This is a genomic window from Vibrio sp. 1727, assembly GCF_033344415.1.
Lineage (GTDB): Bacteria > Pseudomonadota > Gammaproteobacteria > Enterobacterales > Vibrionaceae > Vibrio > Vibrio alginolyticus.
Genome location: NZ_JAWPOT010000014.1, coordinates 1 through 17,850, shown reverse-complemented (window position 1 = coordinate 17,850; position 17,850 = coordinate 1). Strand labels below are relative to the sequence as shown.

General features: G+C 40.6%; 25 protein-coding genes. 1 reads left to right on the top strand and 24 read right to left on the bottom strand.

Annotated features, from left to right (window positions below; genetic code table 11):
- Positions 1–27 precede the first annotated feature (27 nt).
- From R8O10_RS14145 to R8O10_RS14100, 10 genes are all read right to left on the bottom strand, one after another.
- On the bottom strand, positions 28–633 hold the full coding sequence (locus R8O10_RS14145; RefSeq protein ID WP_054728580.1) for a hypothetical protein: 606 nt from the start codon (positions 631–633) through the stop codon (positions 28–30).
- A gap of 81 nt (positions 634–714) precedes the next feature.
- Complete coding sequence (locus tag R8O10_RS14140) at positions 715–1,011, bottom strand: antibiotic biosynthesis monooxygenase family protein (protein WP_033907479.1); 297 nt, start codon at positions 1,009–1,011, stop codon at positions 715–717.
- Positions 1,012–1,154: 143 nt separating this feature from the next.
- Positions 1,155–1,442 carry a putative quinol monooxygenase gene (locus R8O10_RS14135; protein ID WP_017821462.1) on the bottom strand — a complete coding sequence of 96 codons (288 nt, stop codon included), beginning with the start codon at positions 1,440–1,442 and terminating at the stop codon, positions 1,155–1,157.
- 128 nt (positions 1,443–1,570) lie between these two features.
- Positions 1,571–2,212 carry an alanyl-tRNA editing protein gene (locus R8O10_RS14130; protein WP_318191497.1) on the bottom strand — a complete coding sequence of 214 codons (642 nt, stop codon included), beginning with the start codon at positions 2,210–2,212 and terminating at the stop codon, positions 1,571–1,573.
- 142 nt (positions 2,213–2,354) lie between these two features.
- Positions 2,355–2,900, bottom strand: a complete 546-nt coding sequence (locus R8O10_RS14125; RefSeq protein WP_213908133.1) for a GNAT family N-acetyltransferase — start codon at positions 2,898–2,900, stop codon at positions 2,355–2,357.
- 256 nt (positions 2,901–3,156) lie between these two features.
- Positions 3,157–3,717 (bottom strand): sugar O-acetyltransferase, encoded by a 561-nt coding sequence (locus R8O10_RS14120; RefSeq protein ID WP_005377080.1) that lies wholly within the window; start codon positions 3,715–3,717, stop codon positions 3,157–3,159.
- Positions 3,718–3,848: 131 nt separating this feature from the next.
- Positions 3,849–4,262 (bottom strand): RDD family protein, encoded by a 414-nt coding sequence (locus tag R8O10_RS14115; RefSeq protein ID WP_033907478.1) that lies wholly within the window; start codon positions 4,260–4,262, stop codon positions 3,849–3,851.
- 141 nt (positions 4,263–4,403) lie between these two features.
- Positions 4,404–5,012, bottom strand: a complete 609-nt coding sequence (locus R8O10_RS14110; protein WP_005389306.1) for a pyridoxamine 5'-phosphate oxidase family protein — start codon at positions 5,010–5,012, stop codon at positions 4,404–4,406.
- Positions 5,013–5,155: 143 nt separating this feature from the next.
- A complete protein-coding gene (locus tag R8O10_RS14105) occupies positions 5,156–5,557 on the bottom strand; it encodes a DUF2007 domain-containing protein (protein ID WP_005377076.1) in 402 nt (133 codons plus the stop codon).
- 104 nt (positions 5,558–5,661) lie between these two features.
- The gene (locus tag R8O10_RS14100) at positions 5,662–6,183 is read right to left on the bottom strand and encodes a GNAT family N-acetyltransferase (protein ID WP_005377075.1); all 522 of its coding nucleotides are present in this window, start codon (positions 6,181–6,183) and stop codon (positions 5,662–5,664) included.
- Positions 6,184–6,450: 267 nt separating this feature from the next.
- On the opposite strand from R8O10_RS14100, the gene R8O10_RS14095 reads away from it, so the two are divergent.
- The gene (locus tag R8O10_RS14095; protein ID WP_021033918.1) at positions 6,451–6,930 is read left to right on the top strand and encodes a hypothetical protein; all 480 of its coding nucleotides are present in this window, start codon (positions 6,451–6,453) and stop codon (positions 6,928–6,930) included.
- A 200-nt stretch (positions 6,931–7,130) separates the two neighbouring features.
- On the opposite strand, the gene R8O10_RS14090 is transcribed toward R8O10_RS14095, so the two are convergent.
- From R8O10_RS14090 to R8O10_RS14020, 14 genes are all read right to left on the bottom strand, one after another.
- A complete protein-coding gene (locus R8O10_RS14090; protein WP_318191496.1) occupies positions 7,131–7,517 on the bottom strand; it encodes a hydrolase in 387 nt (128 codons plus the stop codon).
- Between the two features lie 624 nt (positions 7,518–8,141).
- Positions 8,142–8,942: a hypothetical protein gene (locus tag R8O10_RS14085; RefSeq protein ID WP_318191495.1), complete on the bottom strand. Its 801-nt coding sequence runs from the start codon at positions 8,940–8,942 to the stop codon at positions 8,142–8,144.
- Between the two features lie 166 nt (positions 8,943–9,108).
- Complete coding sequence (locus R8O10_RS14080; RefSeq protein ID WP_201273802.1) at positions 9,109–9,954, bottom strand: DUF2971 domain-containing protein; 846 nt, start codon at positions 9,952–9,954, stop codon at positions 9,109–9,111.
- Positions 9,955–10,095: 141 nt separating this feature from the next.
- The gene (locus tag R8O10_RS14075) at positions 10,096–10,563 is read right to left on the bottom strand and encodes an NUDIX domain-containing protein (protein ID WP_104979398.1); all 468 of its coding nucleotides are present in this window, start codon (positions 10,561–10,563) and stop codon (positions 10,096–10,098) included.
- A 134-nt stretch (positions 10,564–10,697) separates the two neighbouring features.
- Positions 10,698–11,372 (bottom strand): hypothetical protein, encoded by a 675-nt coding sequence (locus R8O10_RS14070; protein ID WP_318191494.1) that lies wholly within the window; start codon positions 11,370–11,372, stop codon positions 10,698–10,700.
- A 164-nt stretch (positions 11,373–11,536) separates the two neighbouring features.
- Complete coding sequence (locus R8O10_RS14065; RefSeq protein WP_025523589.1) at positions 11,537–11,839, bottom strand: type II toxin-antitoxin system RelE/ParE family toxin; 303 nt, start codon at positions 11,837–11,839, stop codon at positions 11,537–11,539.
- Positions 11,827–12,084 carry a type II toxin-antitoxin system Phd/YefM family antitoxin gene (locus tag R8O10_RS14060; protein WP_021453221.1) on the bottom strand — a complete coding sequence of 86 codons (258 nt, stop codon included), beginning with the start codon at positions 12,082–12,084 and terminating at the stop codon, positions 11,827–11,829. The genes R8O10_RS14065 and R8O10_RS14060 overlap by 13 nt, the downstream gene beginning before the upstream one ends.
- 187 nt (positions 12,085–12,271) lie before the next feature.
- Positions 12,272–12,757, bottom strand: a complete 486-nt coding sequence (locus R8O10_RS14055) for a GNAT family N-acetyltransferase (protein ID WP_029803085.1) — start codon at positions 12,755–12,757, stop codon at positions 12,272–12,274.
- 624 nt (positions 12,758–13,381) lie between these two features.
- A complete protein-coding gene (locus tag R8O10_RS14050) occupies positions 13,382–13,858 on the bottom strand; it encodes a GNAT family N-acetyltransferase (RefSeq protein WP_047022987.1) in 477 nt (158 codons plus the stop codon).
- 695 nt (positions 13,859–14,553) lie between these two features.
- Complete coding sequence (locus R8O10_RS14040; protein ID WP_239876974.1) at positions 14,554–14,931, bottom strand: hypothetical protein; 378 nt, start codon at positions 14,929–14,931, stop codon at positions 14,554–14,556.
- A 262-nt stretch (positions 14,932–15,193) separates the two neighbouring features.
- The gene (locus tag R8O10_RS14035) at positions 15,194–15,400 is read right to left on the bottom strand and encodes a hypothetical protein (protein ID WP_193282989.1); all 207 of its coding nucleotides are present in this window, start codon (positions 15,398–15,400) and stop codon (positions 15,194–15,196) included.
- Positions 15,401–15,653: 253 nt separating this feature from the next.
- On the bottom strand, positions 15,654–16,169 hold the full coding sequence (locus tag R8O10_RS14030) for a hypothetical protein (protein WP_318191493.1): 516 nt from the start codon (positions 16,167–16,169) through the stop codon (positions 15,654–15,656).
- Positions 16,170–16,304: 135 nt separating this feature from the next.
- A complete protein-coding gene (locus R8O10_RS14025) occupies positions 16,305–16,799 on the bottom strand; it encodes a GNAT family N-acetyltransferase (RefSeq protein ID WP_318191492.1) in 495 nt (164 codons plus the stop codon).
- A gap of 681 nt (positions 16,800–17,480) precedes the next feature.
- Positions 17,481–17,816 carry a DUF4345 domain-containing protein gene (locus R8O10_RS14020; protein ID WP_318191491.1) on the bottom strand — a complete coding sequence of 112 codons (336 nt, stop codon included), beginning with the start codon at positions 17,814–17,816 and terminating at the stop codon, positions 17,481–17,483.
- Between the last annotated feature and the right edge of the window lie 34 nt (positions 17,817–17,850).

Genomic DNA, 17,850 nt, shown 5'->3' with positions numbered 1-17,850 from the left:
AAGCAGGTACGTAATACAGCTTGAGAGCTACATTCCTAGCTTGGACTTTATATGCATATTTGAAAGGTATGTGTTTGGATCAAGCTTGGTTAGCATATTTATAATCTCCAAAACACTCGAATACTCAATACGTTCCTCTTCAGCATGCCCGATCCCACCTATTGTAAAGTGAGTAAAGCGGTAATCACGATAAACGTTTTGCAGCTGGCTAGAAATATCTTTGAGTAATCTTTTACTGAGGGCGAATGCAGGGTATTCACTACTTTCTGAAAGCTCTGCTGTAGAGCCAATAGATACAATATTGCATTTATCGTTAAGTGAACCTAAAGCGTTAAGCTCATTGACTAAATTAAGATACCCAATCGGACCAACATTCATAAACTCAATCAGTTCGTTTGTTGTCAATTCTGAAGACTCTCCCCACATCGACGCCAAATAAACTATGATGTCAAACTCTACACCTTTGAAGCACGTATAATCTGGCTTTTTACCGGGATCAACGTCAATACAAACAGAAGCGACTCCCTCCTCAACTAGCTTTGATCTAGAAATCGCATAAATTTCTGTACCCTGTAAGTTCGTAGCCAAGAACCTTCCTAGACCCTTACTACCTCCAACGATTAAAATCTGCATAACCCTATTCCTTGGTTAAGGTTGTCTTTCATATTGTCCGCCAAACTGTTCATTAGGCATCACTTTAACGTTTCTATTGCCCTACTTAGTTCTATCTTCAATTTCATCGAATGGTTCAACTGAAATACGCTCTGCAATTTCACTCATCTTCTTCATTTTTTCTGGGTTACTAGTTCCCCAAAACCGCTCCCAGTCTTCACGTGTTCGCCACTTGGCAATAGTTAAAACCTTTTCCGGTACATCGTAAGAACGAAGCATAAAACTACCAAGCGCCCCTTCTACTGACTGATGAATTGAATCTGTCGTCGAACGCCATATATTTTGAAACTCATCCATTTTTTCACTTGGCACACGCCATTCATACACAACTCTAAACATAACACTTCCATTAAAATTTCTAGATTTAATACGGCAAAGTATCAAGAACACTAAGCCAGGTTAATAGATGAATAAAGCAACATAGCAGAGCGTAGAGCAACCTAAAAAACAAAGCGTAAACGCTCTAAATCACTCCGATTCGATTAGTCATGCACACATTCAAAGATTTCGTATTGACGTTTAACATTGGCGGTTACTTTTCCCCAATGTGAGGCTTGAACTCTTTCCTGATGTTGCTTAAAAGAGGCTTTGTCGACGAACTCCTCATAGACATCAAAACGAAAAGGATTAGTCGAGCTTTGAGTCACAAGAAAAGTAAGGCAGCCCGGCTCTTCTAACGTGAGCCTTTTGTGAATTATTAACGCATGTTTTACTAATTCTAAATCCTTTTCCGGAACTAAAATAAAGCCTTTCAATGTTACTTTCGACATATCATCCTCTCGCCCCTGTTAAGAAGTAGCCAACACGCCCTCAATCTCAACCATCATATCGCAAATGTGAATCTCACCATGAATTAAAATGCCACGTGTTAGGAATCTATTTCTAATGCCCTATCGACTTACGAGCATAAGGTTATCTCTACCCTTTCTTTGCCTTTACCGATGTTCTTGCGTTTTAATTGAATTTGGCCGACTTCTGATGTGCGCTTTAAATGAGTGCCACCGCAAGGTACTTGCGCAAACCCATCCACTCTCCAATACCTTCTTTCACTCTCTTGATCGGAAAAGTCACTAATAATAACTGAATCAGAGTTAATCAAATCTTGCACATCAGTTTCAATTTCTTTCAATAGCGGGCCAATACTTTCAGACCACTCGAAATCTATGCGACTCTTATTTTCAGAAATATGCGCGCCTATCTTAACAATGCCTTCCCGACGCTGATAAAACATCTCGAGCACCACTTCAGCCGCAAAGTGTAGCTTCATTAAGGCGTATCTACGCTTCCAATCAATATTCGTAGTTACAATGTCACCAAGAGTAAAATTTGGAGAGGATTCCAATGTGTAAATAAGTCGAACACCTAACTTTTGAGCAATCAAAACCGGAATATCATTAATCGTTCCTTTATCACTCTCTTGGCCTCCAGACTCTGCAAAGAAGATAGTCTGGTCCAATTCAACCTTATTTCCGTCTACATTGGTCACTCTTGAGTTAAGTTCTGTTTGGTAGGGATTAACCCAAAATAATTTCTCGCTCATGCTGCTATCCTTGCAGTAAGTCCTATCCTTGATAGTACATTCAGTGACCACCAAGTCAATTCAAGAAACCTCGCCGTCAAGTGTAAGGCTGTGTATTGAGTACGAGCAGGCTAGATCTATTAGATGCTTTTAAGGCCGGGTACTAAACGCTGTCCAGGGGTTTAGCTAACAACCCGTAAATTGCGGAATCTGAGACTACTCCATTCACTTCCCAACGCTGCCTTAGGAAACCTTCCGTTATAAAACCTAACCGTTCCAAGACTTTACCTGAAGAAGCATTGTCTGGATCTATCTCAGCCTCGATTCGACGTAGATTCAGTGTTTTGAATGCGTGTTCGATTAATGCAGTTCCCGCCTCTAATACAATGCCTTTACCCCAGAAATGACGACTAACGCCAAAGCCAATTTCTGCGCGCCTAGACTCTTTCACGTGATTAAACAGCATTATCTTACCCAGAAGTTGGCCATTGCTCTTTAGGAAGATGCCTAGTGTCACTTCTGTATTGCTATTCATGGCCTGTGTACTCTTGGCTATAAATGTCCGCGCTTCTTCAATTGAAACCCAAGGGCCAGAGTTCCAATATTTCATGACCTCATGGTCTGAGAAGATGTCAAACAATTCGCTTGCATCATCTTCAACTAGCTCTCTTAGAATTAATCGTTCCGTTTCAATCTTTGTTACTAACATTTTGGGGTCAGCCTTTTGGTTTGTTATTGGTGACGAAAATCCAATAAAAGTGTGAGACACGTAATACAAATGATTTCGTATGAGACTTTTAAACAAGCTCAACGCACGACAAAAGCGCCACGTGTAACGACTCTATATTGAAGCAAATTTTAGACATTCAAGTGCGTCAACAAGTAACCGTTGAACGCATCAAAGCTTGGGGTGAGTTGATCACAAGTCCTAAACTCAGGCTCAAACTAGTCCATATACTTTATTATCACTTAGTGACGATTTCCTTCAGTACTCTGGCTGGGTTGCCACCAACAACGACATTGTCTCTAAAACTCTTTGTAACGACTGCGCCAGAGGCTACCACCACGTTGTTCCCAAGTGTTACGCCAGGGTTGATTACGGCATGGCCACCTATCCAACAATTGTCACCAATGTTTATGGGCTTTGCTAGCTCTAAACCACTGTTCCTCTCGATAGGATCTAAGGGATGAGTCGCAGTATAAATGCCAACTTGAGGCCCAAGTAAACAGTTATCACCAAACTTAACTTCCGCAACATCCAAAATCACACAACCAAAATTAGCGTAAAAATTATCTCCAACGTGAATGTTGGATCCATAGTCGCAATTGAAAGAAGATTCAACATGAATATCGTCCCCTGTTGTGCCGAACAAGCGCTTAGTTATTTGAACTCGCTTTTGTTTATGCTCAACAGACGTGGCATTCAATTTTTCAGTTAGTAACCTAGCGCTCAACCTTAACTTTAATAACTCTTCATCACTTGGGTCATAAAGCTCACCTGCTAACATTTTCTCTTTTTCTGACATAAAACTTGGACTCCAATACCAATTTTCTTACAACGCTACATTAAGTATGTGAGTAACGCTACCTCCTAAGCGAGGCTGTTCCACCACGAAAACAAAGCCCGACTTGAACCCTAGTCCTCAGCGCTATCAATTTAGTGCACTACCACCACCGTTCTCACTAACTTATCACCGAGACGTTGCCTCTTTTTACCAAGAATGAAAATTGAGTCAATAAAACCGAAGAATGGAGTAATAACATTTCGAAAGAGCGACTGAAAAATATTGCACTTTTTACCCGTTCTTGCACTTATAACTGCAATGCCCAAAAGTTTTTTACCCACACTTTGACCATTTGGTAAACAATCAGAAAAAAGGTAATACGATACAGTCGCAGTTACTGCTATAGCACGCACAAGCTCTTTTTCAATACCGATTTCTAAGCCGACCCATAAAACGAGAGTAAAAATGCTAAAACTGACAAAAAGATCAATCATTTGTCCAACACACCTAACTCCCGGACTAGCCAAAACGTAATTTTCTAGAGTAAATTTTCCTGCATTTTTCATTTTAAAATTTGGACTAACAATTGTTTATTTGTGAACTAACGCTATTGAGACAGTAACATCCCCACTAAACCTAATCCATACTTCCGTAAAGCAAGGTCGAACCTGATTTTTCTATCTTTTCAATATATTACCACGCTTGTTCTAAAGGCTAGATTGGTAATATTTCAACATCTCTTCTTGATTAAGCGCTTTACTTTCTAACTTTTGTTGATCTTTAAAGATTTGAGCTAATGAAGGGAGAATTGAGCGATTTACTTTATAGTCATCAGACCAAAGTTTCCCTCTCATCACCGCTTTCGCACAATGAAAATACATACTCTCTATGACTATTTTGATAACAACCTTAGGATCTTTACTTCCATCGGGGCAAGCAGATATCAAGTTGGCGTCGGTGTGAATACTTGCGATTCCTTTAATACGGAGCACTTCATCAATACCATTTACCATCAATAACAACCCTACCTTGGGGTTACTAATGATATTTTTTAGACTATCGATACGATTGTTCCCCGAGCTATCAGGGAGCAACAATGTTGATTCATCTAAAACTTTTACGAAGCCAGGCTCCCCTCCTTTAGGAGAAAGATCGATATACCCTTGTGAATCAGCGGTACTTAGAACTGCAAAATGGCAGTTATTAATTAATGTAATCGCATGAACATCCAGCACAGGCAGAGCTTTATTTTTAGCTCTCGCACTTGGCTCTGCGTAAATTTCTTTTAACTGCTCTATTGTTTTAATTTCACTCATTCAATGTTATTCCTTCACTATCGTATAATGCTTTGCTTGTAAGCAAGCAGTAACTCTGACTTCTTGTATAGGCACTAGACCTAACTCATCGTAAAAATACTACGAGTACAAGTTGTCTCTTTAATGCCTTGTTATCTGAAGATTTAAAGTTTTTCACTAAACTCCCCACACTGCTTACACTTATAACCATGCTTGTAAAAAAACAGTGGAAAACCCAGTAAAATAAAAACTAAGAAAGCTGGGCGTTTACCTTTTGTAAATGCAAATAGATCTTTACTACCACATTTAGGGCAAACGTCTTTTTCTTCATCAACGTCAACTTCATTTCCCAATGATTCTGAGAAATCGCTACTAAGTATTTGTTTCGCATCTTCTGCATCACTTTCGGCCACCATCAGACGGACGCCGCCTATTGCATTTGAATAAAGCCACTGAGTATTTACCGTGTGCTCGTCAGCGATGTAACTTTCTATTCCGACACTATCTAGGCTTGCTCTCGCAATATGAGCTTCATGAGGAAAAGAAAACCTTGCTACTACAATCACATATTGCTCCTTGTGGGAAAGCGCTCCCGTAAGGTATAAGAAACGCTAATTGGAAATGCCATGTGTAGTATTTCTTTTTGAACAACTTATTAGCCCACTACAGACTAGTACATATACCCTAACCAATCTATATGGCCAACAGCCCAAGTTTTGCCGCTGATAGGTTTAACATATAAATCATCTAGTTGCTCTACAGCAACACCGTAATTTTTATGTTCATGAACGCGCAACCAAGAACTTAGAGAGTTAAGGCGCTGATAACCATTAGCCACATAAAAACGCTCCAAATCGGAGACTAAAATGATGAAGTCGACATCTTTAGTGGACGCATACTCGCTGAGTTGAGACAACATTGTTGTGCCAATACCTTGTCTTTGAACTTTGCTCTCGACACAAAAGTCACTCACACCTAATACTTTATAAATTTCATCACCAACGCGAACAACTCTGTAGTCTAATCCCATGTAACCAACTAACTGATCACCTTCGTAATTCAGAACTCTCATATGCGGGAGTTGCTTATAGTAAGAGCGAGTAACTTGATGTTCAGGAAACGACTGGTTTCTAAGAGCTTCAATTGCATTATGCTGCGCTTTAGATAATTCGATTTCTGGGTAAATATCCATATTTGACCTTTGAGTATTAATGACCTTTTGGTTACGATCCCTGTCGTTGAGTTTAACTCCGAGCGTGTCCTAACCTTGTGGGACATTGACAAATAACATAGAGTTTCTCAAAACACTACTTACAACATTTTTACTGCAAACCAATCGAAGTTGCTTAAGAACAAACACTACTTCATAGCAATGCCTACGGACCAAGCATTTGCAGCTTCTTACCCACACCCTATTCCGCCATCTGGAATTATTTTAATTACACAACGTGGGTACTCAATGTTGGTAAAAGCATTTACCGATGATTTTTCATGGCAAGTCCAAGAACAATTGGCAGATGCATATTTCGAAGCACAGAGAGTACTATCATCGGCGGAGCAACTATTAAACCAAGCTAATTTGCTAGTTCAACATGACCAACGAATTAACAACTTAGAAAAGGCTCAGTTAAATACACAAGCTCACATTTCTAGAACAAATGCCGAAGTTACAAAAGCCAATCAAAAAGCCGACGATGCATTTAAAGCGGCAAATGCTGCATTAGAGCATAAATTTGGAGATAAGGATTACTACACAGTTATCGCTTATTGTAACTCTAAAAATATCCCAATCATTCTGACCTTAGCAAAAGCTAAAGGTTTGGAAGCTAGAGCTTACACCCAAAAAATTGGAGGTAAGATCAATAAAGTTCCTGATGAACGTTGGGGACAAGTAAATGCGTATCATATTGCAGTTTTAGACCACGTTTTTAAACAGTGATTTATATCGGGAGTCCTCTGCTGAGGGCTCCAATTCCCCGTAATAAGGCTAACGCCCAGCTAAGGGGTGAGCAACGCAATACAAAAGCCGCCGCAAGCCGCCTTAATCACTAAAATCAACGCATGGTGAAAATGACACGCGTTGCGAATCCCTCTTGAACAGTTTGTTATGTGCGTACTTACGTTATGCACCAAACTGTTTTATACGCTTAGCGCCAATAAAAACTGATACTTACTTTGTTGAAGTAAGTCTAAATGGCGCTCAAACATGGGTACGCCATTGGATAAAGAAAGGGGGTAGACGAGTCCATTACCGACATACACCCCAACGTGTGCTCCGTATGAGTCAGTAGAGTCGTTGTACATCATGATATCTAGCGGCTTAAACTCAGTGACCACCTCACTAAACTCCGAGTCATCCCACCATTCACTAGAACGGTAGTTAGGTGGATTTAGACCGAAGTCTCTGAGCAGGTTATAAGTAAAGACCTGACAGTTAGCTCCAAGCGTTAAGTCTGAATCATCTTTGCAACCCGGAATGCGGGATGAAACGTATCTTACATTTTTGAATCTGTCGGGAATATCCATTTCCATTTTCTCCCAAAGCACATAACGCTCTGTTAAGGGGTGAGCAACGCAATACTGAAGCCGCCGCATACCACCTTAAACACTAAAACTAACGCATAGTGAAAATGCCACGCGTTGCGAATCCCTCTTGAACAGTTTGTTAACTGAGCGCCTTTCAGTTTTCGGCGATCTTTCAGCCAATTTCGCCAAAGATTGTTTTGCTAATTAATGATTAGCAAAGCTAACTCAAATATGTATTTAACCAAAAAATTACCGTTTATCTTTAGTTTGAAATGCGTCTCACAACACCATACTTCGGCGATGTAAGTGCGCCGAACTAATCGCGAATGCCTTATATTATTAGAAGGCTTTGTGCCGCCTTTCACATCAGTAAACTTAAGTATCAAACTGAAATTATTCGCATTAACTCAGCTAAGGGAACCGACCGAACACGATAAATCTCTGAACCTAGAAGCTGTATCATTGTGCTTTCGTATTTTCTGCGCCAGTTAACGCCGCGTTAAGTAGTGAGCAACACTACCACCCAACTTAAACCATGCCACCGTAAACACAAAACTCAACCAAAACAAAAATGCCACGCGTTGCGAATCTGTCTTAAACGCTTTGTTATAAGAATTTTTCATCTTACACCAAGTTTTTAGCCTGCAAGTTTATTCGAATATCATCGAACTCAAGAAAAATTGATACTAGGACACTTTCGTCTTTTCTTTCATGGAAAGCATTAAGCCCCAACGGGTCTCCACCTTGTTGCTTGTAACAATCAATAGCTTTTTCGAACACGAGTCTAGCTTCTGACGTATTTGGTCCAACTTTGTCTCGAATTTTTCGGTGAACTTCTGTTAGTTTCGCAACGTACTCTTGGCAAGAAGCTAGAAGGTTAATTGAATCATGGATTTCGTTTAACGTTGCTCTTTTGTTCTTTCTATTTTGCACAAGCTCGGCCTTTTTGGATAAAGCAAGAACCTCATTTCTCATGCCATTATTAGTACGTTTCGAATTATGCTGCACTGAGTGAATTGCGATCCCGTTATGCTGTACGTGATTCCGCAGCATCTCCATAACTCGATAATCTATCGAAGAGTCGTAAGCATCGCAGAAATATTGTTTTACCTCTTCAAGAATACCTGTTGATTCAACAAAACTATCATGAACATTGGATGGAACTTGATCCACATATGTCTTTGTTGAGGTCAAAAGATTAGCAAGTCTACGCTCAAGTAAAATTCGAAAGTTAAAGGGGCCTGTATAACTAACCGACATTAATGCTTGATTAGAACTTGTTTCCTTGGCAATTTCTCCTTCCAACTCTTTAAGGTTAGAGAGCAGAATTTCGAATTTTTCTTCAATAGCAAGAGTACACCTTAAAGTTTTCTTTGCATTTTGAATCTCTAGGAACTCTTTTTCAGTTAGCTCAATTTTTGGCACCTTTCCTAGAACATTCTGCTTTAAATAGTACATAAGTCACCAATTCTTATAACGCCCTGTTAAGGTGTGAGCAACGCAATACCGAAGCTCCCGCATACCACCTTAAACACTTAAACCAACGCATAGTGAAAATGCCACGCATTGCGAATCACTCTTAAACCGTTTGTTATAAATCATTAAAACTCAGCGCATATTCAGTTTCGGAAACACAAGCCTGCTTAACCTTAACGTGACTAAGCTCAGCATTCTCCCCAATAGTTCTTAGTATGCTTTCTGTTAATGAAGCCTTTGCATTAACACCTATGATTACTTCTTCAATTAAGTCCGCCGGAAAGTTAAATAAATGAATGGGAGGATCCACCTCACTGATAATCGAATCTGCGTCAGGCAGAGCGGCACACATACGCCACTCTTGTTCATATTCCCAAACGTCTGATTTTAATAAGAACATATCCGTTCCATTCATATCAACCATCGCCTTTGATGGTCTGTCAGGTAAATAATGCACCTTTCTCAAGTGATAAAACTCGTCCTTTTCTGAGCGTTTTCTATTGAAGAATGAATGATCTGACTTAAACCCTATGCAGTAACCACTGTGTGATTCAGCATAGTGAGACCACATAAGCAAATTGTCAGCCTTTTCAGTTAAGCTCAATACACCAATTAGTTCATTTGATGTTTCTGTTAACGTTGCTGAGACATGCACTTTTGCCTTATTCATAACAGTCTTAAAGACTTCAGAGTTGTTTTTAACGTATAACTTTGCAAGTTTTTGAAATTCCGACTTAGGAATTTGACTCCGAATATGCTTCGGTAGTTTAGACAACTCAGACTCGACCATGCTATCTAAGTTTTCTTCCATGTAAGCGTCTATGTACGAGTCAGATGCTAAACCACTAATAACTGGTTTAAACTCAAATGGGTCGTTGAACGCATTAGGTGGAGAAAAACGAATAGCTCTATTTTTCAAGACATCTATACGATCAGGATGTAGATATTTATATAGTTTCAAGACTCACCTTTGATTTATAACGCTTTGCTAAGGTGTGAAGCACGCAATGACCAAGTATCTGCATGGCATTTCAACACGAAAACTACCGCATATTAAAAATGCCACGCGTGCTGAATCACACTTAAGCAACTTGTTAGCTTTCTAGCCAACGAAATACACTGAGTCATTTTCTGCAAACAAACACTCTATTGGGTAAGGTAGCTCAAGCTTTGGCAAGTTGCCCTTTGAAAACCATTTTAAAGACACCGTTTCATCGTCGGTTGCAGTTTGTAACTGACTGACTGCCACACATTTAAACATGATTACCGTGTACTGAACTTGATCGCCATTTGTATAAGTGAATCCAAAACCCTCACCGCCAAATACACCAAGTAGACGCTCTACTTTAACAGCTAAACCTGTTTCCTCACGGACTTCCCTAACCAATGCTTGAACTGGAGATTCTTGAGGTTCAATCATTCCGGCAGGAAGACTCCATGTATTATCTGATTTCTGTTGAAGCAGTAACTCTTGGTTTTCATTTAAAATGACACCCGCCACGCTAGGGATAAGTAACGGCATGGTTCCAATTTTGGAACGAATTTCTTTGATATAGTCACTCGCGCTCAATTTTCCTCCTTGAAAGCTAACGCCCTGTTAAGGGGTGAGCAACGCAATACCGAAGCCGCCGCATACCACCTTAATAACTAAAACCAACGCATAGTAAAAATGCCACGCGTTGCGAATCCCTCTTGAACAGTTTGTTATGAATACTTTTGCAACACGATGTTTTTACATTCATCAAACAGCTTCTTTAGCTGTTCAGGTCGACTCTTTGGCATTGTAAATTTGCTATCCATAGTGCCAATCGGATTATATTGTTGCCCAACTACGTAATCCATTTCCATGGCAAGTAAATACACCGCTTTCAGTGAGTTATTAAAATCAGCGTCAAACTTCGCATCTGACTTATCGATCTGCTCTTGCAAACTTTTAGCACACCTAGGAATTTCACGAGATTTACTGTGTACCAACTGATTACGGGCTCTTATAAGTTGCTTTAAAGCACCAAATGCCGCTGAAGATTTATCTAATTGATTGCCACACACAAGCTTGGGTATGACTACCCACTTAGAAACAACGTCTAGACTGGATAAATGAGTTTCAAAATATCGATCTCCTAAGTGAGTACCAGCATAGTCATTAATTGCAGCTTCTAAACACATGGCAGAAAATACTATTGCTTTCACAGCATGATTTGTGGCCTTCCTTTCAAGTTCAAGAAGCTCATATTCGTCTATATCTGAGCTGAATTTTTCCTCAGTCAAAACAGCATTTACATACTCCTCTTCTGCAATAGATTTATATGCATACTTCATCACTTCTGTTCTCGCAAAAAACTCACGAGGATGTTTGACAAAAATTGGCTCACCTTTCATGTATTCTCCTACTGAAGCCTGGATTCATAACGCCCGCTTAAGTGGTGAGCAACGCAATGCGATACTTCCGCATACCACCTAAATCACTAAATTTACCGCAAACCACAAATGCCACGCGTTGCGAATCCGTCTTGAAGCGTTTGTTAGCCGCTCATTCTCAAACGTTATTGCTTACTCAACAGGAACTTACGCAAATCTCGTTCAGCACGCATAACAAACAGAATAAATACTTTGTCTGCATCTTGTTTATAGAAGACACGACAGGGATTAACTACAACCTCACGGTAACTTAAATGTTCTAGTTCAGGTGGAATACGCCCTGACTCCGGAAAACTCTCTAGGCGCTCAACTTTAGAGAAAATCGTTTGAACCAATTGCTTTGCTGCAACGACATTTTCAAGTGCGATATATTCAGCGATATCATTGAGGTCGGATAACGCTGGCTCAGTCCAGATTATTTCAGCCATTTTGACATTTTGTCCTTGGCTTCTTCGTGACTGACCGCTTTACCATCAGCTAGTGCGCGTTCACCTCGCGCAATACCCTCAAGAATTGACAAACGGTTTTGCATAAACTCGTAATCATCAACATCGATCAAATATGCAGATGGTTTACCGTGCTCGGTAATTAATACTGGTTCTTTAGTATCGTGAAGATCGGCGAGGATCTTAGTTGCTTGACGCTTGAGTGATGTGACTAATTCTACTTTCATGAGAGCAGCTCCAAAAGAATACTAAAGTGATACTATTCTATCACTTTACGTATAGCAAGCTCTATGACGGCTAACGCCCAATTAAGGTGTGAGGCACGCAATACGAAGCTCCCGCATACCACCTTAATCACCTAAACCAACGCATAGTAAAAATGCCACGCGTGCCGAATCACTCTTAAATTGTTTGTTAGCCGTACATTGCCCAACGGAAATACGGACGCTGACCATCCATCCGTTCAACTTCTGCGCCTAACTTTTTGTAAAACTCGTGTGCTTTGGTGTTGTGTGGACTAGCTGTCCAAGAAATATGAGAAGTTAATGACTTTTGAGCTTCCGTTTTCAAAGCATGCATAAGTTCCGCACCATATCCCTTTGACCGATGCTTACTAACAACTAGAAGATCATCCAACCAAATAGACGGCTCTCCGCGAAAGGATGAATAACGATAATGAAACAAGGCGAAACCCTGAACTTCACCATCGACTTCCAATAGCAAAGCGTGGGCAAACGGATAGTCACCAAATAAGGTTCGTTCAATCTTCTCTTTGGTCGTGGAGATTTCACCGTCGAACCCTTTCATACTTCTGTCAAACTCAGCTTTGTGTCCAATAAGTTCTAGCAACTTACTGGAGTCCTGCTTGATCGCTTTCCTTACGTTCACTTTGGTCTCCATAACTCAAGTTTCTGGTTGTCGGCTAACGCCGCATTAAGGGGTGAACAACGCTACCACCCGTTCTAAACCATTGTGCCGTAAACACTAAAGCCAATTCAAACCAAAACTGCCAAGCGTTGTGAATCCCTCTTGAATGCTTTGTTAGTTGCCAAACTTAAAGCTTTGATTTGAAGTTAATTACCGCTTTGCCAACACTGTTTTTACGTGCTTTGAAAAACTCAAATCAGGCGTAGTTTCAAAGCGCCTGTCACTGAAACCACTTGGGACTCAAAGCGCCGTAGAAAACGGATTAACAACACCAAAACGCTCATTTGAAAAGACAATGTCACAGAGCTGACTCTCAACCAGCGATTCGGTTTCTGAAACAGAAAATCCAACCACAAAAGAAACCTGAGAATGATTTTCACGAACCCGAACGATTCAAAATTGAAGTGCGAAACGCAACCAAAAACACACTGATTTTAACTCTAAACATTCTGCTTTAGCTGCGTTTTCCTCGTTGGCAACTAACGCCCTGTTAAGGGGTGAGCAACGCAATACCGAAGCCGCCGCAAACCACCTTAAACACTAAAATCAACGCATAGTAAAAATGCCACGCGTTGCGAATCCCTCTTGAACAGTTTGTTAGGTGCGTAGCCAAAGTTGGTAAAAGTCTGTTTCATCGTGCTTGGGATTCTTGCGCACGAACTCCCAACCATGGCGCTTATAGAATGTGAGAGCTCGATGGTTAGTTCGGCTTACTGAAAGTACAGCACGCAAACAACCCGCTTTACTCAAAGTGCTTACAATATAATCCTGCACTTTTGGAGCGAGTCCTGAACCACGAAAATTCGGCTTTAAGTAAATGAGATGCACATAACCAGTCTCCGGCTCGGGTGAAAAGCTACGAAACTCTAACTGCCCTGCAAACTGACTATCCACAAATATATGGATATAGAACCATCCTGATGTTGCTAACCGGTCTAAGACGCGTTCACGATAACCACTGATGAAGTCGTCGAAACCATCGTAATGCCCAAAACTACAAAAGTATGCATCTTTTCTCGCAGCAACGCATAATTCGAAATCATCAATGTTTATCTGCCGAAAAGCAATTTCCATACTTACCTTTTCCTTCAAGCACCTAACGCCCAGTTAAGGGGTGAAGCACGCAATAACCAAGTTTCCGCATGGCACTTCAACACCAAAATCACCGCATACCAAAAATGCCACGCGTGCTGAATCCCTCTTGAACTGTTTGTTAGCACGCTGCCCTTTAAGCTTTTGGTACACGCCAAGGTATTGAAATATAGCACGAAACTTATAGCTTAAAACACTAAACCAAACGGACAACTGCCAAACTAAAAACAAACATCAAGACGTAAGTTGGCTAGAAGAAAAACATGCTTAACTGCCCTTTTTCACCGCTTTTAAATTAGCAAAGAATGCGGGCTTCGAACTTGAACAACAGCGACAAAGAAACGCTTGTTTTGCCGAAAATTTCTCAGCGCCAAAGAAACCACGCCAGAGAAATAGCCCGAAAGTTAGAAACCGTAAACGATAAACTCAAAGCGAAAACTTCACATCTAGTGCCACCGGAGCGAACCTGAAAGGCACAACTGAACAGGTGTAAAGCGAGGAAAAGAAACCAATAAAAACAGAAACTTTTAGCCTTTGATGCCAACCCAGTGCTAACGCCGCGTTAAGTAGTGAGCAACGCTTACACCTGACCTAACCCATTACACCTTAAACACAAAATTCAATTTGGGTTGAGAATGCCACGCGTTGCGAATCTGCCTTAAACGCTTTGTTAGGTTTTAAACTTCTGGCACCTTTGGCCACTCAGGGCGATTACTAGTAACCCATGCATCCAACTTGCGTCGAGCTGAGTCAGCACCAACATCAATAGATAAGAAGTCACAAATAGACTTCCATGTAGGAAACCTTGCTTTACCATTTAACTCAGGGATTTGTTCAACCCACTCTGATGGCCTTGGTGAAGATTTCACCGAACGTTTGTCAGGTAATGAAGCCAGCAAGTCATTCAAAATATCATCGGAGTTGGGTACATCTGAGGGCACAAGAGCCAACAAACGAATTAGAGCATCATTGAAAGTAAGGTTTTCGAAAGGCTCTTTTTTAACTAAGGCTTCAATTTTTGATGCTACCTCAGCATCTACATGGTAGCTCGGCATAATCACTTTCTCCTTATTGCTCAAGTGCGAATAGTGTACTGCAGTTAAATCTAGATTTCTAGTTTAGATCTAGATTTAACTAGATGCACCATTACCGCGATTGAAACCTAACGCCGCATTAAGGGGTGAACAACGCCACCACCAAACCTAAACCATTGTGCCGTAAACACTAAAGCCAATTCAAACCAAAACTGCCAAGCGTTGTGAATCCCTCTTGAATGCTTTGTTAGTTGCTAAACCTAAAGCTTTGATTTGAAGTTAATTACCGCTTTGCCAACACTTGCTTTACGTATGTTGGAAAACTAAAATCAGGCGCAGTTTCAAAGCGTTTGTCGCTGAAACCACTTGGAACACGCAACGCCGTTGAAAACGAACTGACAACATCAAAAAGACCTTTAGGAAAAACAATGCCACAAAGCTGACTTTCAACAAGTAAATCGGCTTCTGAAACAGCAAACCACAACCACATTCATAAACATCGAACGCAACTTCAGAAAACTTACACCTAAACACAGAATCAGGTGAAAACAACACAAACCATTAGCCCAAAATATTCCGCTTTGGCTACGTTTTTCCTCGTTGGCAACTAACGCCCAATTAAGGTGTGAACCACGCAGCCACATAATTCAACTTGATCACCGTAAACACCGGACTAAACCAAAACCAAAAATGCCAAGCGTGGTGAATCACTCTTAAATTGTTTGTTATGACTGTACTTAAAGCTACCTGCTTAATATTTTGTGCTCGGTAACCAAATTAAAGCCCAATATGTTTTGACGGACTTTAAGTAATACCAAACCACCTTGCTGCTCTTTTAACCATTCTGCCTTTGAAACTCGTCGCCTTAAAGTCCCTAGCGAATTATCTTGAAGTTGCAGAACATAAGCAGGGGTCCTACTAAATAAACTCTTGTACTTGTCAACGACAGTTACTTCCGTTTCAAACGATTCACCTTTAGCAGTGTAAAGACAAAGCACTCCGATAATAATAAGGCAGCAAGCTGCATATAAATCCGGTCTTTGCCTTCTAAAAAATTTTCGGTCATCTTCAAATTGGGTATATATCTTAAAACGATCTTTACGCTGATAAATACAAAAACCAATTAGTAAGCCGACAAGAGCAGTACTAAAAACTATCTCAAGTCCGTTAAACAAGCTATTTTCTACGACGACACATAACCAAACAGCCGAGGCATATATAGAAAAATATAAAATAAGTTTAACGTTGTTAAGTCTCAAATTTCCTCCTAGGTCATAACGCCGCATTAAGGTGTGAGTAACGCTACCACGAAACCCAACCATACCACCGTAAACACTGAATTCAACGATGGAATGAGAAATGCCAAGCGTTAGGAATCACTCTTAAATGCTTTGTTATGTGCGTGCTAAACGGTAGCGCCTTACAGTGCCCTCGTTTTCACTTGTGTAGTTGCCAAGATACTCACCGCCACAGTTTTCGATAACCTTTTGGGACGCTGGATTGTCAATTGAACAAGTAACAATAACTGAGTCAATGACAACATGGTCTCGCACCCAAGCGAGGAGAAATGAAGCTACACCTTTACCACGAGCTGACGGTTTAGTTTCGTAGCCAACATGCCCAATGACATTTTCTACGTTGGCGTTAGTACCTTTACGAACTCGAATAGCGCCTAAGATTTCAGAGTCAGATATGCAATAATAAGTTGTGCTGGGTAAATACCCGATTGGTAACTCAGAAGTTGCCTTAGAGCGTTCAACTAAACCTAACAAATAAGCTTCAGGATCTTGCTCAACGCTGAAATATTTAAGGATACCCGACTCCAAATATTCTTTCGCGTAAGTCACTAATATCGGAGCTAAATCTGGACTCGCCTCTACTACTTCCATGTCAACTTTCCTCAAAAGCACATAACGCCCAATTAAGTAGTGAGCAACGCAATACAAAAGCTAACGCATTGCGCCTTAAACACAATACTCACTGCAAACCAAAACTGCCACGCGTTGCGAATCTGCTTAAATTGTTTGTTATGCGATTTTTCGGCAATGCTAAATAGGCTAACGAAAACATTACCTTAAACACGACAAACTACAAACGCGCAGATAACTTTTTGTGATTCAAGAACCAACAGATTCAACATTTCGTAACAAGGCCACCACAAGCGCGGAACGCGACATTAAAGCGAAGAATTAGCTTTTGCTTGCGAGAAATTCAACGAACCAAAATTTCAGCAAATACCGACTTTCCGTAAACTTGCCCTTTCCACACTTTGTGCCCGGGAAACTTTCCGCGACCAGATACGATTTTTAATGAGGCAACTTCACGAACTTTGGCATGTTTTTCGGTTTGAGTGATTCAAGAATTTGAGCCGAAAATGCTGATTTGCCGAAACCAAAAAGCGATTGGCCAAAGAGATTAAATTTAGAGAAACCTAAAAATTTTGCCTTGTCGCATAACGCCCTGTTAAGGGGTGAGCAACGCAATACCGAAGCCGCTGAATACCACCTTAATCACTTAAACCAATGGACAGTAAAAATGCCACGCGTTGCGAATCCCTCTTGAACAGTTTGTTAGGCATTGGTTACCAGTGCCGCTGACTTTCTCAGGTATAGAGCCAATAACCCAAAAACTAACTCTGCAACTAAATAAACATACATTAGCGTATTAGGTTGACCATCAGACAAGATACCAATTAGACGACCAAACGCCATAGATATCAATGTAATAGCTACAATAATTAAAGCCAAAGTGACATCTTGCTTAATCTTGAGGACGAGTATCAAAGCAAGACCAATTGCAAACTGAGCTCCACCATACGTAGCCCTAAAATCAATAGTTGCTGAGGTAGAATTGGGGCTTGAGCCGGCTTTGTTGCTTAATTCGGTGAGAAGACATGGTAGCCCCATGTTGATCAGTTCTTAAACAACATACCGAGTTTCA

What these genes read in the sequence shown, in the direction of transcription:
- R8O10_RS14100 (WP_005377075.1), bottom strand. Translation starts at nt 6,183, where the DNA reads ATGGATATTTACCCAGAAATCGAATTATCTAAAGCGCAGCATAATGCA.
- R8O10_RS14110 (WP_005389306.1), bottom strand. Translation starts at nt 5,012, where the DNA reads ATGAGTGAAATTAAAACAATAGAGCAGTTAAAAGAAATTTACGCAGAG.
- R8O10_RS14125 (WP_213908133.1), bottom strand. Translation starts at nt 2,900, where the DNA reads ATGTTAGTAACAAAGATTGAAACGGAACGATTAATTCTAAGAGAGCTA.
- R8O10_RS14050 (WP_047022987.1), bottom strand. Translation starts at nt 13,858, where the DNA reads ATGGAAATTGCTTTTCGGCAGATAAACATTGATGATTTCGAATTATGC.
- R8O10_RS14060 (WP_021453221.1), bottom strand. Translation starts at nt 12,084, where the DNA reads ATGAAAGTAGAATTAGTCACATCACTCAAGCGTCAAGCAACTAAGATC.
- R8O10_RS14065 (WP_025523589.1), bottom strand. Translation starts at nt 11,839, where the DNA reads ATGGCTGAAATAATCTGGACTGAGCCAGCGTTATCCGACCTCAATGAT.
- R8O10_RS14070 (WP_318191494.1), bottom strand. Translation starts at nt 11,372, where the DNA reads ATGAAAGGTGAGCCAATTTTTGTCAAACATCCTCGTGAGTTTTTTGCG.
- R8O10_RS14035 (WP_193282989.1), bottom strand. Translation starts at nt 15,400, where the DNA reads ATGTGGTTGTGGTTTGCTGTTTCAGAAGCCGATTTACTTGTTGAAAGT.
- R8O10_RS14135 (WP_017821462.1), bottom strand. Translation starts at nt 1,442, where the DNA reads ATGTCGAAAGTAACATTGAAAGGCTTTATTTTAGTTCCGGAAAAGGAT.
- R8O10_RS14145 (WP_054728580.1), bottom strand. Translation starts at nt 633, where the DNA reads ATGCAGATTTTAATCGTTGGAGGTAGTAAGGGTCTAGGAAGGTTCTTG.
- R8O10_RS14090 (WP_318191496.1), bottom strand. Translation starts at nt 7,517, where the DNA reads ATGGATATTCCCGACAGATTCAAAAATGTAAGATACGTTTCATCCCGC.
- R8O10_RS14130 (WP_318191497.1), bottom strand. Translation starts at nt 2,212, where the DNA reads ATGAGCGAGAAATTATTTTGGGTTAATCCCTACCAAACAGAACTTAAC.
- R8O10_RS14055 (WP_029803085.1), bottom strand. Translation starts at nt 12,757, where the DNA reads ATGGAGACCAAAGTGAACGTAAGGAAAGCGATCAAGCAGGACTCCAGT.
- R8O10_RS14040 (WP_239876974.1), bottom strand. Translation starts at nt 14,931, where the DNA reads ATGCCGAGCTACCATGTAGATGCTGAGGTAGCATCAAAAATTGAAGCC.
- R8O10_RS14120 (WP_005377080.1), bottom strand. Translation starts at nt 3,717, where the DNA reads ATGTCAGAAAAAGAGAAAATGTTAGCAGGTGAGCTTTATGACCCAAGT.
- R8O10_RS14020 (WP_318191491.1), bottom strand. Translation starts at nt 17,816, where the DNA reads ATGGGGCTACCATGTCTTCTCACCGAATTAAGCAACAAAGCCGGCTCA.
- R8O10_RS14025 (WP_318191492.1), bottom strand. Translation starts at nt 16,799, where the DNA reads ATGGAAGTAGTAGAGGCGAGTCCAGATTTAGCTCCGATATTAGTGACT.
- R8O10_RS14140 (WP_033907479.1), bottom strand. Translation starts at nt 1,011, where the DNA reads ATGTTTAGAGTTGTGTATGAATGGCGTGTGCCAAGTGAAAAAATGGAT.
- R8O10_RS14115 (WP_033907478.1), bottom strand. Translation starts at nt 4,262, where the DNA reads ATGAAAAATGCAGGAAAATTTACTCTAGAAAATTACGTTTTGGCTAGT.
- R8O10_RS14095 (WP_021033918.1), top strand. Translation starts at nt 6,451, where the DNA reads ATGTTGGTAAAAGCATTTACCGATGATTTTTCATGGCAAGTCCAAGAA.